Annotated in this window: 16 protein-coding genes; 6 read left to right on the top strand and 10 right to left on the bottom strand. The window is 52.9% G+C overall.

All coding sequences use genetic code 11. The annotated features are described in order from the left end of the window. Positions 1-48: 48 nt before the first annotated feature. The 3 genes from GS3922_RS07865 to hmpA all read right to left on the bottom strand — a co-directional run bounded on the left by GS3922_RS07865 (position 49) and on the right by hmpA (position 2,821). Positions 49-423: a replication termination protein gene (locus GS3922_RS07865; RefSeq protein WP_063165889.1), complete on the bottom strand. Its 375-nt coding sequence runs from the start codon at positions 421-423 to the stop codon at positions 49-51. Between the two features lie 115 nt (positions 424-538). Continuing rightward, positions 539-1,441 (bottom strand): formyltetrahydrofolate deformylase, encoded by a 903-nt coding sequence (gene purU / locus GS3922_RS07860; protein WP_063165888.1) that lies wholly within the window; start codon positions 1,439-1,441, stop codon positions 539-541. Between the two features lie 144 nt (positions 1,442-1,585). Further along, positions 1,586-2,821 carry an NO-inducible flavohemoprotein gene (hmpA, locus tag GS3922_RS07855; protein ID WP_063165887.1) on the bottom strand — a complete coding sequence of 412 codons (1,236 nt, stop codon included), beginning with the start codon at positions 2,819-2,821 and terminating at the stop codon, positions 1,586-1,588. A gap of 173 nt (positions 2,822-2,994) precedes the next feature. Here hmpA and nsrR point away from each other — a divergent pair, with 173 nt between their 5' ends. The 5 genes from nsrR (at position 2,995) to speE (ending at position 5,130) form a co-directional block, all read left to right on the top strand. Beyond that, positions 2,995-3,441 (top strand): nitric oxide-sensing transcriptional repressor NsrR, encoded by a 447-nt coding sequence (gene nsrR / locus GS3922_RS07850; RefSeq protein WP_063165886.1) that lies wholly within the window; start codon positions 2,995-2,997, stop codon positions 3,439-3,441. Positions 3,442-3,532: 91 nt separating this feature from the next. Further along, positions 3,533-3,781 carry an FAD-dependent oxidoreductase gene (locus GS3922_RS18480; protein WP_082816543.1) on the top strand — a complete coding sequence of 83 codons (249 nt, stop codon included), beginning with the start codon at positions 3,533-3,535 and terminating at the stop codon, positions 3,779-3,781. Then, positions 3,666-4,001 carry an FAD-dependent oxidoreductase gene (locus GS3922_RS07845; RefSeq protein WP_143424845.1) on the top strand — a complete coding sequence of 112 codons (336 nt, stop codon included), beginning with the start codon at positions 3,666-3,668 and terminating at the stop codon, positions 3,999-4,001. Before GS3922_RS18480 ends, GS3922_RS07845 begins: the two co-directional genes overlap by 116 nt. Positions 4,002-4,023: 22 nt before the next feature. Continuing rightward, positions 4,024-4,173, top strand: coding sequence for a hypothetical protein (locus tag GS3922_RS17845; RefSeq protein ID WP_168157881.1), 150 nt, complete (start codon positions 4,024-4,026; stop codon positions 4,171-4,173). Between the two features lie 81 nt (positions 4,174-4,254). Then, positions 4,255-5,130 carry a polyamine aminopropyltransferase gene (speE, locus tag GS3922_RS07840; RefSeq protein ID WP_063165884.1) on the top strand — a complete coding sequence of 292 codons (876 nt, stop codon included), beginning with the start codon at positions 4,255-4,257 and terminating at the stop codon, positions 5,128-5,130. Positions 5,131-5,226: 96 nt separating this feature from the next. On the opposite strand, the gene GS3922_RS07835 is transcribed toward speE, so the two are convergent. After that, the gene (locus GS3922_RS07835) at positions 5,227-6,402 is read right to left on the bottom strand and encodes an acyl-CoA dehydrogenase family protein (protein WP_063165883.1); all 1,176 of its coding nucleotides are present in this window, start codon (positions 6,400-6,402) and stop codon (positions 5,227-5,229) included. Between the two features lie 193 nt (positions 6,403-6,595). Here GS3922_RS07835 and GS3922_RS18475 point away from each other — a divergent pair, with 193 nt between their 5' ends. Continuing rightward, positions 6,596-6,724, top strand: a complete 129-nt coding sequence (locus tag GS3922_RS18475) for a hypothetical protein (protein ID WP_236933442.1) — start codon at positions 6,596-6,598, stop codon at positions 6,722-6,724. A 52-nt stretch (positions 6,725-6,776) separates the two neighbouring features. On the opposite strand, the gene GS3922_RS07830 is transcribed toward GS3922_RS18475, so the two are convergent. From GS3922_RS07830 to treP, 6 genes are all read right to left on the bottom strand, one after another. Beyond that, a complete protein-coding gene (locus tag GS3922_RS07830) occupies positions 6,777-8,276 on the bottom strand; it encodes an aminotransferase class V-fold PLP-dependent enzyme (protein WP_063165882.1) in 1,500 nt (499 codons plus the stop codon). A 127-nt stretch (positions 8,277-8,403) separates the two neighbouring features. Then, complete coding sequence (locus tag GS3922_RS07825; protein ID WP_063165881.1) at positions 8,404-8,850, bottom strand: acyl-CoA thioesterase; 447 nt, start codon at positions 8,848-8,850, stop codon at positions 8,404-8,406. A gap of 278 nt (positions 8,851-9,128) precedes the next feature. Beyond that, complete coding sequence (locus GS3922_RS07820) at positions 9,129-10,541, bottom strand: Na+/H+ antiporter NhaC family protein (RefSeq protein WP_063165880.1); 1,413 nt, start codon at positions 10,539-10,541, stop codon at positions 9,129-9,131. A gap of 202 nt (positions 10,542-10,743) precedes the next feature. After that, positions 10,744-11,457, bottom strand: a complete 714-nt coding sequence (gene treR, locus GS3922_RS07815; RefSeq protein WP_063165879.1) for a trehalose operon repressor — start codon at positions 11,455-11,457, stop codon at positions 10,744-10,746. 22 nt (positions 11,458-11,479) lie between these two features. Further along, positions 11,480-13,171 carry an alpha,alpha-phosphotrehalase gene (treC, locus tag GS3922_RS07810; protein ID WP_063165878.1) on the bottom strand — a complete coding sequence of 564 codons (1,692 nt, stop codon included), beginning with the start codon at positions 13,169-13,171 and terminating at the stop codon, positions 11,480-11,482. A 115-nt stretch (positions 13,172-13,286) separates the two neighbouring features. Beyond that, the gene (gene treP / locus GS3922_RS07805) at positions 13,287-14,702 is read right to left on the bottom strand and encodes a PTS system trehalose-specific EIIBC component (protein WP_063165877.1); all 1,416 of its coding nucleotides are present in this window, start codon (positions 14,700-14,702) and stop codon (positions 13,287-13,289) included. Positions 14,703-14,856 lie beyond the last annotated feature (154 nt).

The following is a 14,856-nucleotide window of genomic DNA, read 5'->3' as shown; positions in this document are numbered from 1 at the left end:
CCATAATTATATTATGTAAATAATATAAAAGAAAAAACAAGGGCGCTCCTAGCTGTAGTTGTCCTCAATGGCTTTGCGAATGAGCGCCGCGCATCGGTCAAGCTCCGCTTTTAGCTGGCGTTTGTACAGTTTTGCTTTTTCCTGTCCTCCGTCGGCGAACCGGTAATACACGACTTCCTGGTACTTCATCCCTTCTTTTTTCTGCTTCACTTGCTTTAAAATGCCGTCTTCGATCAAATCGTGAAGCGCCTTGTACACTTCCGAATGGTTCGGCCGGTAGCCGAACGGCTTAAACTCTTGGCGCAGTACGTCAAGCAGCTTCAGTCCGTACAGCCGCTCCTGTTCCGTTAAGGTGATCAAATACAATTTTAAAAACGCACGTTGTTTTAACAGAAAACCGCTGGGCGTCCGTTTCTCTCCCATGATCTTGTCCTCCCTTCAGATGTTTCATTCGCCTCACTGAGCGCGAATTCCTGCTTAATTCCGCTTTCTTTTCATGATACCATGCGGGAGAGGAAACCTCCTCCCCCGCCCGCTTTCAATAGAACACGATCGTTTTGTTGCCGTGAATGATGACCCGGTCTTCCAAATGCCATCTGAGCGCCCGTGCGAGCACCGTTTTTTCAATTAGGCGGCCGATCCGCTTCAAATCGTCGGGATGATGGCGGTGATCAACGCGGGCGACGTCCTGTTCAATGATCGGCCCTTCGTCTAAATCATCGGTGACGTAATGGGACGTGGCGCCGATCAGCTTGACGCCGCGCTCATAGGCCCGCTCGTACGGCCGCGCGCCGATAAACGCCGGCAAAAATGAGTGGTGAATGTTGATGATTCGCCCCGGAAATTCAGCGACAAACGCCGGCGATAAAATTTGCATGTAGCGGGCGAGCACAATCGTATCGATCCGATAGTCGCGAAGCAGGCGGATTTGTTCGGCTTCTGCGTCGGCTTTTGTTTCTTTCGTCACCGGAATATGTACATACGGGATCCCAAGCGGCTCGACCACGTCGCGCAAGTCGGGATGATTGCTGATGACAAGGGCGATATCGGCAATCAGTTCGCCCGCCTGCCATTGCCAAAGCAGCTCAAGCAAACAATGTTCCGCTTTCGAGACAAAAATGGCGATTCGCCGAATGTCATTATGCAGCCGAAGCTGCCACGTCATGCCGAATTCCTCGGCAATTGGGGCAAACGCCGCTTCGATCGTTTCCTTCCGATCGGCGACGTTCAGGCAGTCAAACTCCAAACGGAGGAAAAACGTTCCGCCTTCCGGATCGGTTGAGTATTGGCTTGATTCGACGATATTTGCCCCATGCTCATAAAGAAATGAGGTGACCGCTGCAACGATGCCGGGACGGTCCGGACAGGAAATGAGCAGCCGGGCGCGGTGTTCATAGCCTTGCAAAAACGATTGCCAGCGATGTTGGCGAAATGTGCTCATCCGTTGTCTCTCCCTTTTCTTGCCGTTATTTAGTTTCCATCATACAAAAAATTGGCGGGCTTGCCAACAGGGAAATGTGAATGTCCGCCATAACAAAAGGCACCTCCCTCACAAGGAGATGCCTTTTCCACGGATGGTCTTTGATCAGTCTTTGGTCAAATCGCCGGCCGGGCCGAAAAATTCGTAATGGATGCGCTCCTCCGGCACGCCCCATTGTTTCAGCGCGCGATAGACGGTTTTCATAAACGGCACCGGGCCACAGAAGTAAAAGTCAGCATCTTTAGATGGAATGACCGTTTGCATCCATTCCAAATCGATCCGCCCTTCTTTGCGAAAATGTGGGTGTTTCCGGTCTTCGTCGGACGGGAACTCGTAACAAATGTGATATGAAAATGCGGGATTTTCCGCTAAAGCTTGCAACTCTTGATCGAACGCTTGCACGCGGCCATTGAGAGCCGCTTGAAGGAAAGTCGCTTGGCGGTTGGGCTGCCGGATGGCCAGCGTACTTGCCATGCTCAAAAGCGGAGTGATGCCGACGCCGCCGCTGATAAAGACGACCGGCGTTTCTTTGGTGAGATCAAGCGTAAAGTCGCCGGCCGGGGCGCTTACTTCAAGCACATCGCCTTCTTGGATATGGTCATGCAAGTAGTTTGACACAATGCCAGCCGGTTTTTCAGCCGTCGCTCCTTCCCGTTTGACGCTGATGCGGTAATACCCTTTTCCAGGGGCATCTGATAAGCTGTACTGACGGATGTGCGTGTACGTTTCGCCTGGAATCGACAGTTTGACGCTCACATATTGGCCTGGCAAGTAATCGCTGATGGCACCCCCGTCTTCCGGTTGGAAATAAAACGACGTAATGACGTCGCTTTCTTTCACTTTTTTGGCGACGACAAAACGGCGAAATCCGCGCCAGCCGCCGTGTTTGGCCGCTGCTTCCTCGTAGAGTTCCTTCTCGACTTGGATGAAAACAGCGGCAATGGCTTCGTATGCTTCCGCCCACGCGGCAATGACTTCATCCGTGGCGGCGTCGCCAAGCACGTCTTTGATCGCGAGCAACAAATGTTTTCCGACGATCGGATATTGTTCCGGCTGGATGCCTAAGCTCCGGTGTTTATGGCCGATTTGCCGCACGACCGGCAAAATGGCGTCGAGTTGATCGATATAGCGCGCCGCTGCATATACCGCTGAAGCCAAAGCGCGTTGCTGCCGCCCTTGTTTTTGGTTGGCATGGTTAAACACATTCAGCAGCTCCGGATGATTGGAAAACATGAGTTCATAAAACCGTTTCGTAATCTGTTCCCCGTGCTTCTCTAATACCGGCACGGTCGATTTGACGATTTCGATCGTTTTCGGATGTAAAGTTGTGATCGTAGTCATTGTTCCATCCCCTCACAAAACATGTATTTCAAATACATCTTTTATTCAAACATGGACGGCAACAAAAAGCAATATTTCAAATACATCTTTAACAAATTGTTCACAATTCCCCGTGCGAAGCGGGTATGGTACAATAAAATTCGATCATGTTGCATAAAAGGTTGTGGACGAAGATGCAGTTAACCAACTACACGGAATACGCGTTGCGCGTCCTCTTGTTTTTAGGGACGCTTGAGGAAGGAGAAAAAACGAACATTAAGGAAATTTCCACTGCGTTTTCGCTGTCTGAGCATCATTTAAGCAAAATTGTCCATGAGCTCGGCAAGCTTGGCTACATCGAAACGATCCGCGGGCGCAACGGCGGAATCCGCCTAGCAAAACGGCCTGAGGAGATCGTCATCGGGGCGGTCGTCCGTGAGACGGAAGACAATTTGTCGCTTGTCGAGTGCTTTGCCGCCCACGGCAATGAGTGCGTCTTGACGCCTGCCTGCCGCCTTCGTTTCGCCCTTCGCGAAGCGCTAGAGGCGTTTTTGCGCGTGCTCGATGCGTATACGCTTGCCGATTTGCTGGAAAACCGGACGTCGCTCCGCATTTTGCTTGGGGAGCGGCGCAATCGATAAACACTCTCCGTCCGAATGGCGGGGAGTGTTATTTTGTCTGTTGACAGGCACACTATAAGCAAGCATCGCCGCAGAGAAGGGAGACAGAACGATGAGACGGTACGAAGTGATTGTTATCGGCTCTGGACTGGCCGGTCTTGCCTGCGCCTGGGAGCTCGTCCGCCGCCGCCATCGCGTGCTTGTGCTTGAACGCGACGGAGCAGTCGCGGACGACATTTCGTCATGTGCCGGGGCGTTTGTCGATCATTATCGGCGACCCAGAGCGATGGATCAAGGCGAGCGGGGAAGCGATTCTTTCCCAAGTCTATGCAGACGCCAGCACAATCGGCTTGCCGCTTAGCGGACATATAAGGCAAAGCCGGATCATTTCCCACCCGGAAGATTTTCATTCGCTCGCTCCCGGCTATGACCACTTGCGCCCGAGGCAGCAAACCGATGTACCCGGTTTGACGCTAGCGGGAGACTATACGCGCCAGCCATACTTTGCGACGATGGAAGGGGCGGTCTTGTCCGGACAGCGGGCGGCAGCAGTCGTCGCCCGCCGCTTCGGCGGAGGATGAAACACGAAAGGAGGAGGAAAAGATGCGAAAACGATGGGTGTCACTAGCCGCCATTGGCGCGTTGGCGATCAGCCTTTGCGCCGGCTGCGGCAGTAACGACGAGCGGCCGGAAAAACGTAACCAGTCGTCCAATATGGGTGGCGGGATGAACACATCCGGCACCGGCCGCTAATCCCCTTTGTTTGCCACATTTCGCATAATATATTAAGATTAGAAAGGTGTGAGAAAATCCGCAAGACTAAAGGAGGTAACAATGAAACACCAAGGAAACGCCTTACCACCTTATTTACATTGGGACAACGGGGAGCTCTGGCTCACCGAAGATGACCGCGACAATTTAAAAATCAGCTACCGCATCAAAGAGGTGATCTTTGCCGAGCCGTCCGAGTACCAGCATGTCATGATTTTGGATTCGTATGATTTCGGCCGCATGCTTGTTCTTGACGGCGTCGTGCAAACGACCTCGATCGATGGTCATATTTATAACGAAATGATCACACACGTGCCGCTGCAGTTCCACCCGGACGCCAAACGAGCGCTCATCATCGGCGGCGGCGACTGTGGAGCGGCCCGTGAAGCGGCTAAGTACGCCCGCTTGGAGACCATCGACATGGTGGAAATCGACGAAAAGGTCGTCCGGGCGTGCAAAGAACATTTGCCGGCCGTCTCCGGCAACTTATCCGACCCGCGGGTGCAGTTTATTTACGGCGACGGCGTCGCGTTTGTACAAGGAAAAGAAGACGCATACGACGTCGTGATGATCGACTCCTCCGATCCGGTCGGCCCGGCTGAAGCGCTGTTTTCGCCGGAGTTTTACGCCAATGTGCATCGCGCATTAAAAGAGGACGGGCTCATGGTGTGCCAAAGCCAATCTCCGATTTTCCATTTGGATATTTTAACACGCACCTACCGCAACATTCGTGAACTGTTCCCGCACGTGCTCGTGTACACGGCGGTCGTGCCGACGTACCCGGGCGGGCTGTGGAGCTTTACGATCGGCTCGAAACGGCCGCTTGATTTCCCGGCGCAAACGGCGATTCCAAACGACACGAAATACGTTAATGACGCCGTCTTTCGCCAATGTTTTGCCTTGCCGGAATTTTTGCGTTCGGCGCTTGAGGCGAAGTAATTCGATAAGAAAGCTGTCCTCATGTGTGAAGGACAGCTTTTTTGTTTCTTGCCACGTCTTCGGAGATGCGCTCCTTTCTTGATAGAAGAGCCCCTTTTATTGTTCGTTATCAGATAGCGCCCGTTTGGCCAGCCATGCGAGCGTCAAGTCATCGGCAGGCGGATTGTGCAGCCCGGCGCGGACATCGCGGTAATAACGCCCGAGCGGACTGTCAGCGAACAAGCTTTGCCCGCCAACGATGCGCATGGCTCCATCGACGACCTCAAGTGCGGTATTCGTGGCGACCAGCTTGGCGGCGGCGAGCTCCTCTTTCATCTCGGTTCGTTTTTCCGGATAGCGATCCCATAGGTCCGCGACCGCATAGAGAAAATGACGCGCATGGATGAGCCGCCATTCCATGTCGGCGATTTTCCGCTGCACTTCAGGCGTTGTGGCAATTGGACGCGATAATGTATTCGGCTGGTACGTTTGCGCAAAGCGGAGCGCTTCATTGCGTGCGGCAATGGCGATGCCTAAGTAACAAGCCGGAACGTGCAGCAGCCATCCTTGCGCCGGTGCGGTTTCATTTGGCTTCCCGAGCGTTTCCACGAGCGCATCCGTTTCCACTTCCACGTCCTCAAGGACGAGGTCATCGCTGCGCGTCGCCCGCATGCCGAGCGTGTTCCACGTCGGCTCAATGCGGACGCCCGCGGCGTCCATCGGCACAAGAAATTCGCCGACGTCGCCGCTGTCTTCGATGGTGGCCGAAATCAACACGTAATCCAACGCCGGGGCTAACGAGGCAAACGCTTTGCGCCCCCGGAGCACAAAGCGGCCATGGCGGAGAACGGCCTTTGTTTCCGGTTTTCCGCCGCGCGCAGGGCTGCCGGTCGCCCGTTCGGAATGGGCGCTGTTAATGAGCGCGTGGTGTTGGACGACTTCTTCGGCCAATCGGGCGAGCGTTGATTCCGGCCAGCGCCGGAGCAAAAACAGACGCATCAAAATGCTCGCATGCCATCCGAACGACAAGGCGGTGGCGCCGCTGCCTTGGGCGAGCACTTCTTGCACAAGCACCCATTCATAAAGCGACGCCCCTTGGCCTCCGTATTCGGCGGGGATCGTAAGAGAAAGAAACCCGGCTTCCTGTAAATCAGCAAAATCGGCAAACGGGAACTCCGCCCGTTCGTCATAATTTGCCGCCCGTGATGCAAACCGTTCAGCAAGATGCCGCGCTCGTTCGTACAGTTTCCGTTCCCGCTCGTTTCGCACGAGCAAATGGTACAATTCGTTCATCGTTCTCCCCTTCTTTTGTTGTTGAGATGATTTCATTGTACCGATTTTGGTGAAAGGTAGAAACAAAAACGCTTCAATGCCTGCCACCGATGCCTAATCACATCTGAACAAGCCCTCCGCTCATAAAATTATAAGTTGTAATAAAGAATTTCCAATAGTAGAGATTAAAGGGGCTCACAATCCTCCTTACGGAATGGATATAATAACACTTGAAATCAATTTTTGCAAAATTCGTATTATTGATTACAAGCACATCGAAGAGAAAATAAAAAACAACATAGGGGATTACTACAATAATAGACTCACTAATCAGCGACAATAAAAAATAACCGTCTTCGCTTTCAGACGGCCAGTGTAAGGAACAAAAACAACGTTCAAAAGAGGAAAAAATGCCGGATATACCGATCATCGCCGCGATGGACAAACTCATTTTTCGCCGCGTCATATTCGTATTCCTCCTGCCAACGCTGGCCATGACGAGCGATTTGCCGCACCGCGTGAATGATCATGTACACTTCTTCGTTCGTCATCGTCGGATGGAGCGATAGGCGCACCCATCCTGGTTTGGCAAAGGCATTGCCGCTTTTGACTTCCTTAAGCAAGGCAGCCGACTGTTGTTTGTCAATGCCAAGCAAATAATGGCCGTACGGCCCGGCGCATGAGCAGCCGCCGCGCGCCTGAATGCCAAAGCGGTCGTTGAGCAGCTTGACGACAAGATGATAATGAAGCTCTTCGATCACAAACGAAACAATGCCGAGCCTGTCGCTTCGGTGTCCTTCGAGCACATGAACGCCAGGGATGTCCTGCAGCGCCGGCAGCAAGAGTGAGACGAGTTCTTTTTCCCGAGCGCGCATCTTCGCGACATTCATCTGTTCTTTCAGCTGAATGGCGAGCGCGGCTTTGATCGTTTGCCAAAACGGCGGCGTTCCTCCGTCCTCCCGCTCTTCAATCGCCTCCACGTACTCATAATGCCCCCATGGGTCAGTCCAATACACCGTCCCGCCGCCCGGATGGTCCGGCGCGTGCTGGCGGTAAAGGCGTCCGTCAAACACAAGCACGCCGGCGCTTCCTGGACCGCCGAGAAACTTATGGGGGGAAAAGTAAATCCCATCAAGCTTTTCCATCGGATCGTCTGGATGCATATCGATGCGGACGTATGGAGCAGAGGCGGCAAAATCGACGAAACAAAGCCCGCCGTACTCATGCATAAGTTTGGCTAATTCGTGGTATGGCGTCTCAAGACCGGTTACATTCGAGCAGGCGGTGAATGCGCCGATTTTTTGTGGCCGCTGGCGGTAGCGGTCAAGCAGCTCGCGCAAATGATCAAGGTCAACTCCGCCGTTAGCAGTTGGCCGAACCGTTACGACCTCGGCGATCGTTTCGGCCCATGACAATAAATTTGAATGGTGCTCCATATGGGTGACAAAAACGACCGGGCGTTCGTCATTGGTGAGCGCCAAGCGCGGTTTCCATCGTTCCGGCACACGCAAGCCAAGCAGGCGCTGCAGTTTGTTGACGGCGCTCGTCATGCCCGCCCCTTGCATGATCAGCACATCGCCTTTTCCCGCGTGAACGTGCTGTTTAATGATTTCTTTTGCATATTGATACGCAAGCGTCATTTTCGTTCCGGTCACATTTGACTCTGTATGCGTGTTGCCGACAAACGGGCCAAGCTCGCGAACCATTTTTTCTTCAATCGGTCGGTACAGCCGTCCGCTCGCCGGCCAGTCAGCGTAAATGAGCCGTTGTTCACCAAACGGTGTGGAAAACGGGTGAAACCGGCCGATGGTTCCGTCGCGAAACGGCTGGAAATATGCCTCGAGCTCGCCGCCGTGCGTATATGTTGTGCTCCCAATTGTCGCACGAATCGTCATGGGTATTCCTCCTTTTTCCAGCCACCTACTCATACCATATGTAGCCATTGGGCGATTCGGTCCGGAGAAAACGAACGAGAGCGAAAAAAAATCCGCCTTGTTGGCGGATGATGCAATTCAAATGTTGTCATTGTTTTTCGCACCGCAGAGACGAATCCGCCTCCTCAGCAGCCGAGACGAGGTATTGCGCAAGCAACGCCCGCAAGTCGTCAGGAAGCGGTTCGCTCGCCTGCGTATGAAAATTGAAGTAGACGACCGCTGCTTCTCCAATTGCGATCAGTTTGCCGGTCTCTTCTTCCATGATGCGGTGAATGCATTGAAAGCTTTTGTGGCCGATGCGGGAGACGTTCGTCTCTACGCGAAGCCGCCGGCCAAAAAACCCTTGGTTGACAAAATCGCATTTCGCGGACGCCAAAATGAAGTGCCAATCGCCCGTCCGCCCTCCGTAGCTCAATTCATCAAATAGACGGGTGCGCGCCTCCTCTAAATAAATAAAATAGCTAATATTGCTCAAATGGCCGAGCGCATCGGTTTCGCAAAAACGCGGATTGACGGTGATCGTATGTGTTTTCATGCTTCTCCCTCTCCCCTTCGTTTTGTCCCTGCCGCCCTTGACTCTCACTTTTGAGAGAGCCGGTCAAGGGCGAGTTCAGCTTTAGGCTTTCTTTGGTGGGGTCAAGCGTCTGATGCCTTAAGCATCGCCTGACGCTTTGCTACCGACTAGTCAGTATGTTGTTTTTATCATAGCTTGATTTCCTTATAGATGCAACTGTTTTGTTTGATGATTATTTAGAACATAGTTTTATTTTTATAATAAAGATAAAGAAAAGGCCGGATGGGACAGCGATCCTTCTAACCGGCCCAAAGCGGCAAAAATACGTACCCGGCCAGCGACAGCCCAGCGCAAATTAGGGAGATGCGCAGCTTGTATTTCGCATAGCCCATTAAATCCATATCCATAATTGCCGCGGTCGTAATCGTTGTATCGCCAAGCGGCGAAGCGAACGCGCCGAACGTTCCGCTCGCAAACACCGCGCCGACGGTCATCTCAAGCGGCGCTCCGGTCGCATGGGCGAGCGTGACGCCAAGCGGCATAAAAATGCCCCACGTCCCCCATGATGATCCGATAAAATAGGAGAGAAACGACCCGGCTAAAAACACCGCTGCCGGCACGAACGGCCCCGGGAGCCATGTGCCGAACGTCGATGCTACGTACGTTGTAAACCCGAGCTCGCCCGCCACCGCCGATACAGCCCAAACGAGAATGAGCATGCCGATCGGCGCCATGAGTTCGTTGCCCCCGGCAAAAAAGTGATAAATCAGCTCGGAAAGCGACTGCCTGCGCCACAAATAAAACACCATCGACAACAGGATCGTCACGAACAGCGCCAAAAGCATCGCCCACGTCGCATCGGCTTCGGAAAACGCCCCGAGCCAATCGCGCGCCCCGCGTTGCCGGCCGTCATAGACAAAAAAGGCAAACGTCAGCCCAAGCAGCAGCGCCAACGGGACAAAAAGATGAAGCGGATCGCCGGCGATCAGCGCCAGTTCTTTGCGCAGCCCAAGGCCGTGCAGTTCATTCGTTTCCCCTTCCCCTTTTTTCGCCCGCGGGTTGCCAATGCGAATGTTCATCATCGTCGTCAACAGCCCGACAATAAGGGTGATGATGGCAAACAAGTTGTACGGCAAGCTGCGCAAAAAGATGTCATATGCCGATTCACGAATATCGTTTTGCGCCAGCGCTGCCGCCACGACCGAAGTCATAAAGCCGACAAACGCCGTTGCCGCCGGCAAGAGCACGATGATCGGCTCGGTCGAGACATCGATGATGTACGCCATGCGGCGGCGGTCGATGCGGAACTGGCGAAGCACTGCTTTCATCACCGGCCCAAGCAGCATGATGCGGAACATCGGCATAAAAAACGTCACCGGCACCGTCAGCCAAACAAATAAAAGCAGTCCGCGCTTCGTATGGATGCGCCCGGAAAGCCTCTCGACAAATCCTTTAATCCCGCCGGTAATTTGCATCATGCCGACGAGCGACCCAAACAAATATAAAAACGCTGCCACTTTTATATGTTCAACATCATTGAGCGAATGAAGAATAGCGGAAACAGCCCGCTCGATCGCACCGATGACCGACCGTTCAAGACAGAGCGCCCCGACAAGCAGACCGACCACCAAGCCAGGCAAAATTTCTTTCAGCCAAACAGCGAGTGGAATGATAAGAAGAAACGGCAATAGCGACCACCATGTTCCTTCCACGTCGGCGTCCCCCTTTCCGATGCCGTTGTTAACAAGGATAGCCATAACGTAAGTTGTTTATGATTATCAATGGTTATTTAGAACATAGTTTTATTTTGGTATTAATCGGTTGGGGGAACAAAAAAGCCGCGTCATAAGACGCAGCGTGGCATCAAAAATGTGGGCCGCCATCCTAGGTCGGGGAACGCACGGCTGGGCGCTGTCATTTCCGGCGCGCGAAATCGACAAACCGAAACTTGTCAAGCCGGTGTCGCGATTCTGTATATTGAAACAAGGTGGCGTCGCTTAAATAGACATAGTTTTTGACGACGACGACACGGTCATCGCCATTGAGATCCAAATAGCGGCGGTCTTCCTCCGTCGCCTCGTCGACCGACATTTCTTTTTTCGCAAAGCTGATCGGCAAATGCAGCTTTGTTTCCAAGTATTCATAAATCGAGTCTTCGCAAATCTCTTCCGTCAACAGCGGCACATGCTTTTTTAAGAAAAAGTCTTTATCCAAAATGATCCGCTCCCCGCCGATTTCGCGGACGCGCACGACCTTCCACACCTCGTCCTTGCTTGAGGCGCGCAGCTGCTGCCTGAGCTCGCCATCCGGTTTAATGACCGCCAGTTCATGGACGATCGTCCGCACCGGCTGCTTCATCGTTTGCGCCAGCTCCTTAAAGCTGACCAATCCGGAGACCGGAAAGTCGTATTTGCCGACATCGAGCACGATCGATCCTTTTCCTTTCATTTTTTGGATATATCCGTGCTCGGACAATAAATTGAGCGCTTTGCGAATCGTCTCGCGCGATGTCTTATACCGGACAGCCAGCTCGTTTTCCGACGGCAGCTTGTCATACGCCTTCCATTCCCCGCGGCGGATGCGGGAAACGAGATCGTGATAAATGGCTAAATATTTGTTTTCATGCATAATCATCACCGTCTGTATTGTATCATGGACGGCGGAGAAGATAAACGACCGATTCATACGGGCGCAGCACCATGCGGCGGAAATCAGCCGGTGCATCCGGGTAATTGGCGAGCAGCAATTCGCCCGTATAGTCATTCGCTCCTGCTTCTTCCGGCAGCGCAAACGTTGTCTCCACCGGATAAAAGTTGTTGACGACAAGCAGCTTCTCCCCATCGCCGTGGCGCATATAGGCGAAAAGATGCGGATCGTCGGCAAGGAGCAGCTCGTAGCGGCCGGTCGTAATAATGTCATACTGCTTGCGCAGCTCAATCAGCCGCTTATAGTGATAAAAAATGGAATCACGGTCGGCAAGCGCCTGTTTCACGTTGATGCGCCGGTAGTTGTCGGCGACGCGAATCCACGGTGTGCCGGATGTAAAACCGGCGTGCGGGCTGTCGTCCCATTGCATCGGTGTGCGCGAATTGTCGCGCGACTTCCGCTGCAAAATCTCGAGCACTTCCTGCTCGCTTTTGCCTTGTTCTTGCAAGATCCGGTACATGTTAAGCGACTCCACGTCGCGGTAGTCACGAATATCGGTGAATTTCGGATCGGTCATCCCGATTTCTTCGCCTTGGTAAATGTATGGCGTTCCTTGCATGAGATGAATCGTCGTCGCCAGCATTTTCGCTGACTCTTTCCAATACGTCCCGTCATCGCCATAGCGCGACACGACGCGTGGTTGGTCGTGGTTGCACCAAAAGAGCGCATTCCATCCCCCTCCTTCGTGCATCCGTACTTGCCATTCCGACAAAATGCGTTTTAACGCGAGAAAATCAAATGGAGCGACCGCCCATTTTTCCCCGTTCGGGTAATCGACTTTCAAGTGATGGAAATTAAACGTCATGTTCAGCTCGCGATTTTCCGGGTTCGTGTAACGAATGCAATGATCGATCGTCGTTGACGACATTTCCCCGACCGTCATGACGTCATATTTAGAAAACACTTCCCGATTCATCTCTTGCAAAAATTCGTGAATGCGCGGGCCGTCCGTATAAAAGCGGCGTCCGTCCCCCGGCGGAATCGAGCCGTCATCGTCTGGAAAACGCTGGTCTTTGGACAGCAAGTTGATAACATCCAACCGAAAGCCGTCCACCCCTTTTTTCAGCCAAAAATGCATCATGTCATAAATGCGGCGGCGTAGTTCTTCGTTTTCCCAGTTCAAATCGGCTTGCGTCACATCGAACAAATGCAAATAATATTGCCCGGTTTGTTCATCGTATTGCCACGCTGAGCCGCCGAATTTCGACTGCCAGTTGTTCGGCGCGCTGCCGTCCGGCTTCGGGTCGCGCCAAATGTAAAAATGGCGATACGGATTCGTTTTCGATGCGCTCGCCTGCTTAAACCATTCATGGTCGGTTGACGTATGGTTGACGACCATATCCATGACAAGCTTCATGCCGCGCGCATGCACTTCCTTAAGCAAACGGTCAAAATCGCCCATCGTTCCGTATGCGTGATGAATGGCGAAATAATCGCTAATGTCATAGCCGTTGTCGCGCTGGGGCGAAGCGTAAATGGGCGTCAGCCAAATGACATCGACGCCTAGTTCTTTCAAATAATCAAGCTTTTCGATGATGCCCGGCAAGTCGCCGATGCCGTCCCCATTCGTATCGCGGAAGCTCTTCGGATAAATTTGATAGACAACCGCCTTTTTCCACCATGGTGTTGTTGACACGTCTCTTCACCTCGTTTGTTGGCTTCAACAATGAATGAAAAGCATACCATTGGCGTCAGCGGCCAACGGTATGCCAGCGAATGCATCGTTCCTTTCCCCCGATGAAGGCGAGCGATTAGCGTGCTGCTTTGCGCACTTTGCCGAAAACAAACGTCAGCACAAACGGCACCACAATAGCAATCGCCATCCCGATAAAGAACGGGATCCATTTTTGCGGCACAATCGACAAGAAGCCCGGCAGACCGCCAACACCAATTGACGGAGCAATCACCTTATTGATCGTGATGAACATGCCGGCGATCGCGGCCCCTGTCATCGCGGCAATAAACGGGAAGCGGAAACGCAAGTTAACCCCGAACATCGCCGGCTCGGTTATGCCGAGATACGCTGAAACAGCTGACGTGAACGACAATCCGCGCAGCTTTTCGTCTTTGGCGACGAACATCATCGCTAATGCCGCAGAGCCTTGGGCGATGTTCGACATGACCAAAATCGGCCATAGGAACGTACCGCCTGTGCTGGCGATCAGCTGCAAGTCAACCGGCAAGAACGTATGGTGCATCCCGGTGACGACAAGCGGCGCATACAGCGCCCCATACAGCAAGCCGCCAATGGCCGGAACGTTGTCAAAAATCCCGACAAACACGTTCGTAATCGCGTTCCCGATCGTAAACGTGATCGGCCCGATGGCGATAAACGCCAAGAAACCTGTAACAAGCAGAGCAAGCGGCGCGACAAGCAGCAGTTGGAACGCATCCGGGATGCGCTTGCGCAAAAACAGCTCGATCTTCGCCAATACGTACGAAGCCACTAACACAGGCAACACTTGTCCTTGATAGCCGACTTTTTGCACATCAAGCCCGAATAAATGCCAAACCGGGATTTCCCCCTCTTGTTTCGCCGCGCCCCAGCCCCAGGCGTTCAGCAAATCCGGGTGAACGAGCATCAAGCCAAGGATAATTCCCAACAGCGGGCTGCCGCCGAATTTTGTCACTGCCGACCAGCCGATCAAACCAGGCAGGAAGACGAACGCCGTATTGGCGATCAAGTTGATCATGTTCGCCAGATCGGCCCATTCTTGATGCACGTCGACAAACGATTTTCCTTCATAAAAAATGCCTGGACCGGTCAAAACGTTGTTGATCCCCATTAACAAACCGGCTGTGACGATCGCCGGCAAAATCGGGATAAAAATGTCAGCGAGCGTCTTAATGGCGCGCTGCAGCGGGTTGAGCTTCGCTTCCGCCGCATCCTTAATTTCCTGCTTTGTCGCCCGGCCGATGCCGGTCAGCTCGACAAGCTCGTTATACACTTTATCCACGAGCCCTTGGCCGATGACGACTTGAAACTGGCCGTTGGCCGAAAACGACCCTTTCACGACATCGATGCGTTCAAGCGCATCTTTATCAACTTTTCCTTCATCTTTGAGCGCAAACCGAAGCCGTGTCACACAATGCGTAGCGGCGACGATGTTCTCTTTGCCGCCGACGGCCTCAACGATTTGTGCAGCTGCTTGTGCATATGCCCCCATGATGAATGCCTCCTTTTCTTTCTCCCGCTTTCGATTGCGTTAAATCGCTTTCAGCAATCGGTTACAAAAAAACTTGTATATACAACCTGACTTTATTTTACCCTGTATATACAAGTATGTCAACGTCTTTCGGCAAATATTTACACAGTTCGAC

This window comes from Geobacillus subterraneus (assembly GCF_001618685.1).
In the GTDB taxonomy this organism is placed as follows: Bacteria; Bacillota; Bacilli; order Bacillales; family Anoxybacillaceae; genus Geobacillus; species Geobacillus subterraneus.
Note: the sequence above shows the minus strand (reverse complement) of the source record. Positions and strands in the feature narration are given on the sequence as shown.

What these genes read in the sequence shown, in the direction of transcription:
- hmpA (WP_063165887.1), bottom strand. Translation starts at nt 2,821, where the DNA reads ATGACTACGATCACAACTTTACATCCGAAAACGATCGAAATCGTCAAA.
- GS3922_RS17845 (WP_168157881.1), top strand. Translation starts at nt 4,024, where the DNA reads ATGCGAAAACGATGGGTGTCACTAGCCGCCATTGGCGCGTTGGCGATC.
- GS3922_RS07865 (WP_063165889.1), bottom strand. Translation starts at nt 423, where the DNA reads ATGGGAGAGAAACGGACGCCCAGCGGTTTTCTGTTAAAACAACGTGCG.
- treR (WP_063165879.1), bottom strand. Translation starts at nt 11,457, where the DNA reads ATGCATGAAAACAAATATTTAGCCATTTATCACGATCTCGTTTCCCGC.
- speE (WP_063165884.1), top strand. Translation starts at nt 4,255, where the DNA reads ATGAAACACCAAGGAAACGCCTTACCACCTTATTTACATTGGGACAAC.
- GS3922_RS07835 (WP_063165883.1), bottom strand. Translation starts at nt 6,402, where the DNA reads ATGAACGAATTGTACCATTTGCTCGTGCGAAACGAGCGGGAACGGAAA.
- treP (WP_063165877.1), bottom strand. Translation starts at nt 14,702, where the DNA reads ATGGGGGCATATGCACAAGCAGCTGCACAAATCGTTGAGGCCGTCGGC.
- GS3922_RS07825 (WP_063165881.1), bottom strand. Translation starts at nt 8,850, where the DNA reads ATGAAAACACATACGATCACCGTCAATCCGCGTTTTTGCGAAACCGAT.
- purU (WP_063165888.1), bottom strand. Translation starts at nt 1,441, where the DNA reads ATGAGCACATTTCGCCAACATCGCTGGCAATCGTTTTTGCAAGGCTAT.
- GS3922_RS18475 (WP_236933442.1), top strand. Translation starts at nt 6,596, where the DNA reads ATGGATATAATAACACTTGAAATCAATTTTTGCAAAATTCGTATTATT.
- GS3922_RS07830 (WP_063165882.1), bottom strand. Translation starts at nt 8,276, where the DNA reads ATGACGATTCGTGCGACAATTGGGAGCACAACATATACGCACGGCGGC.
- nsrR (WP_063165886.1), top strand. Translation starts at nt 2,995, where the DNA reads ATGCAGTTAACCAACTACACGGAATACGCGTTGCGCGTCCTCTTGTTT.
- GS3922_RS18480 (WP_082816543.1), top strand. Translation starts at nt 3,533, where the DNA reads ATGAGACGGTACGAAGTGATTGTTATCGGCTCTGGACTGGCCGGTCTT.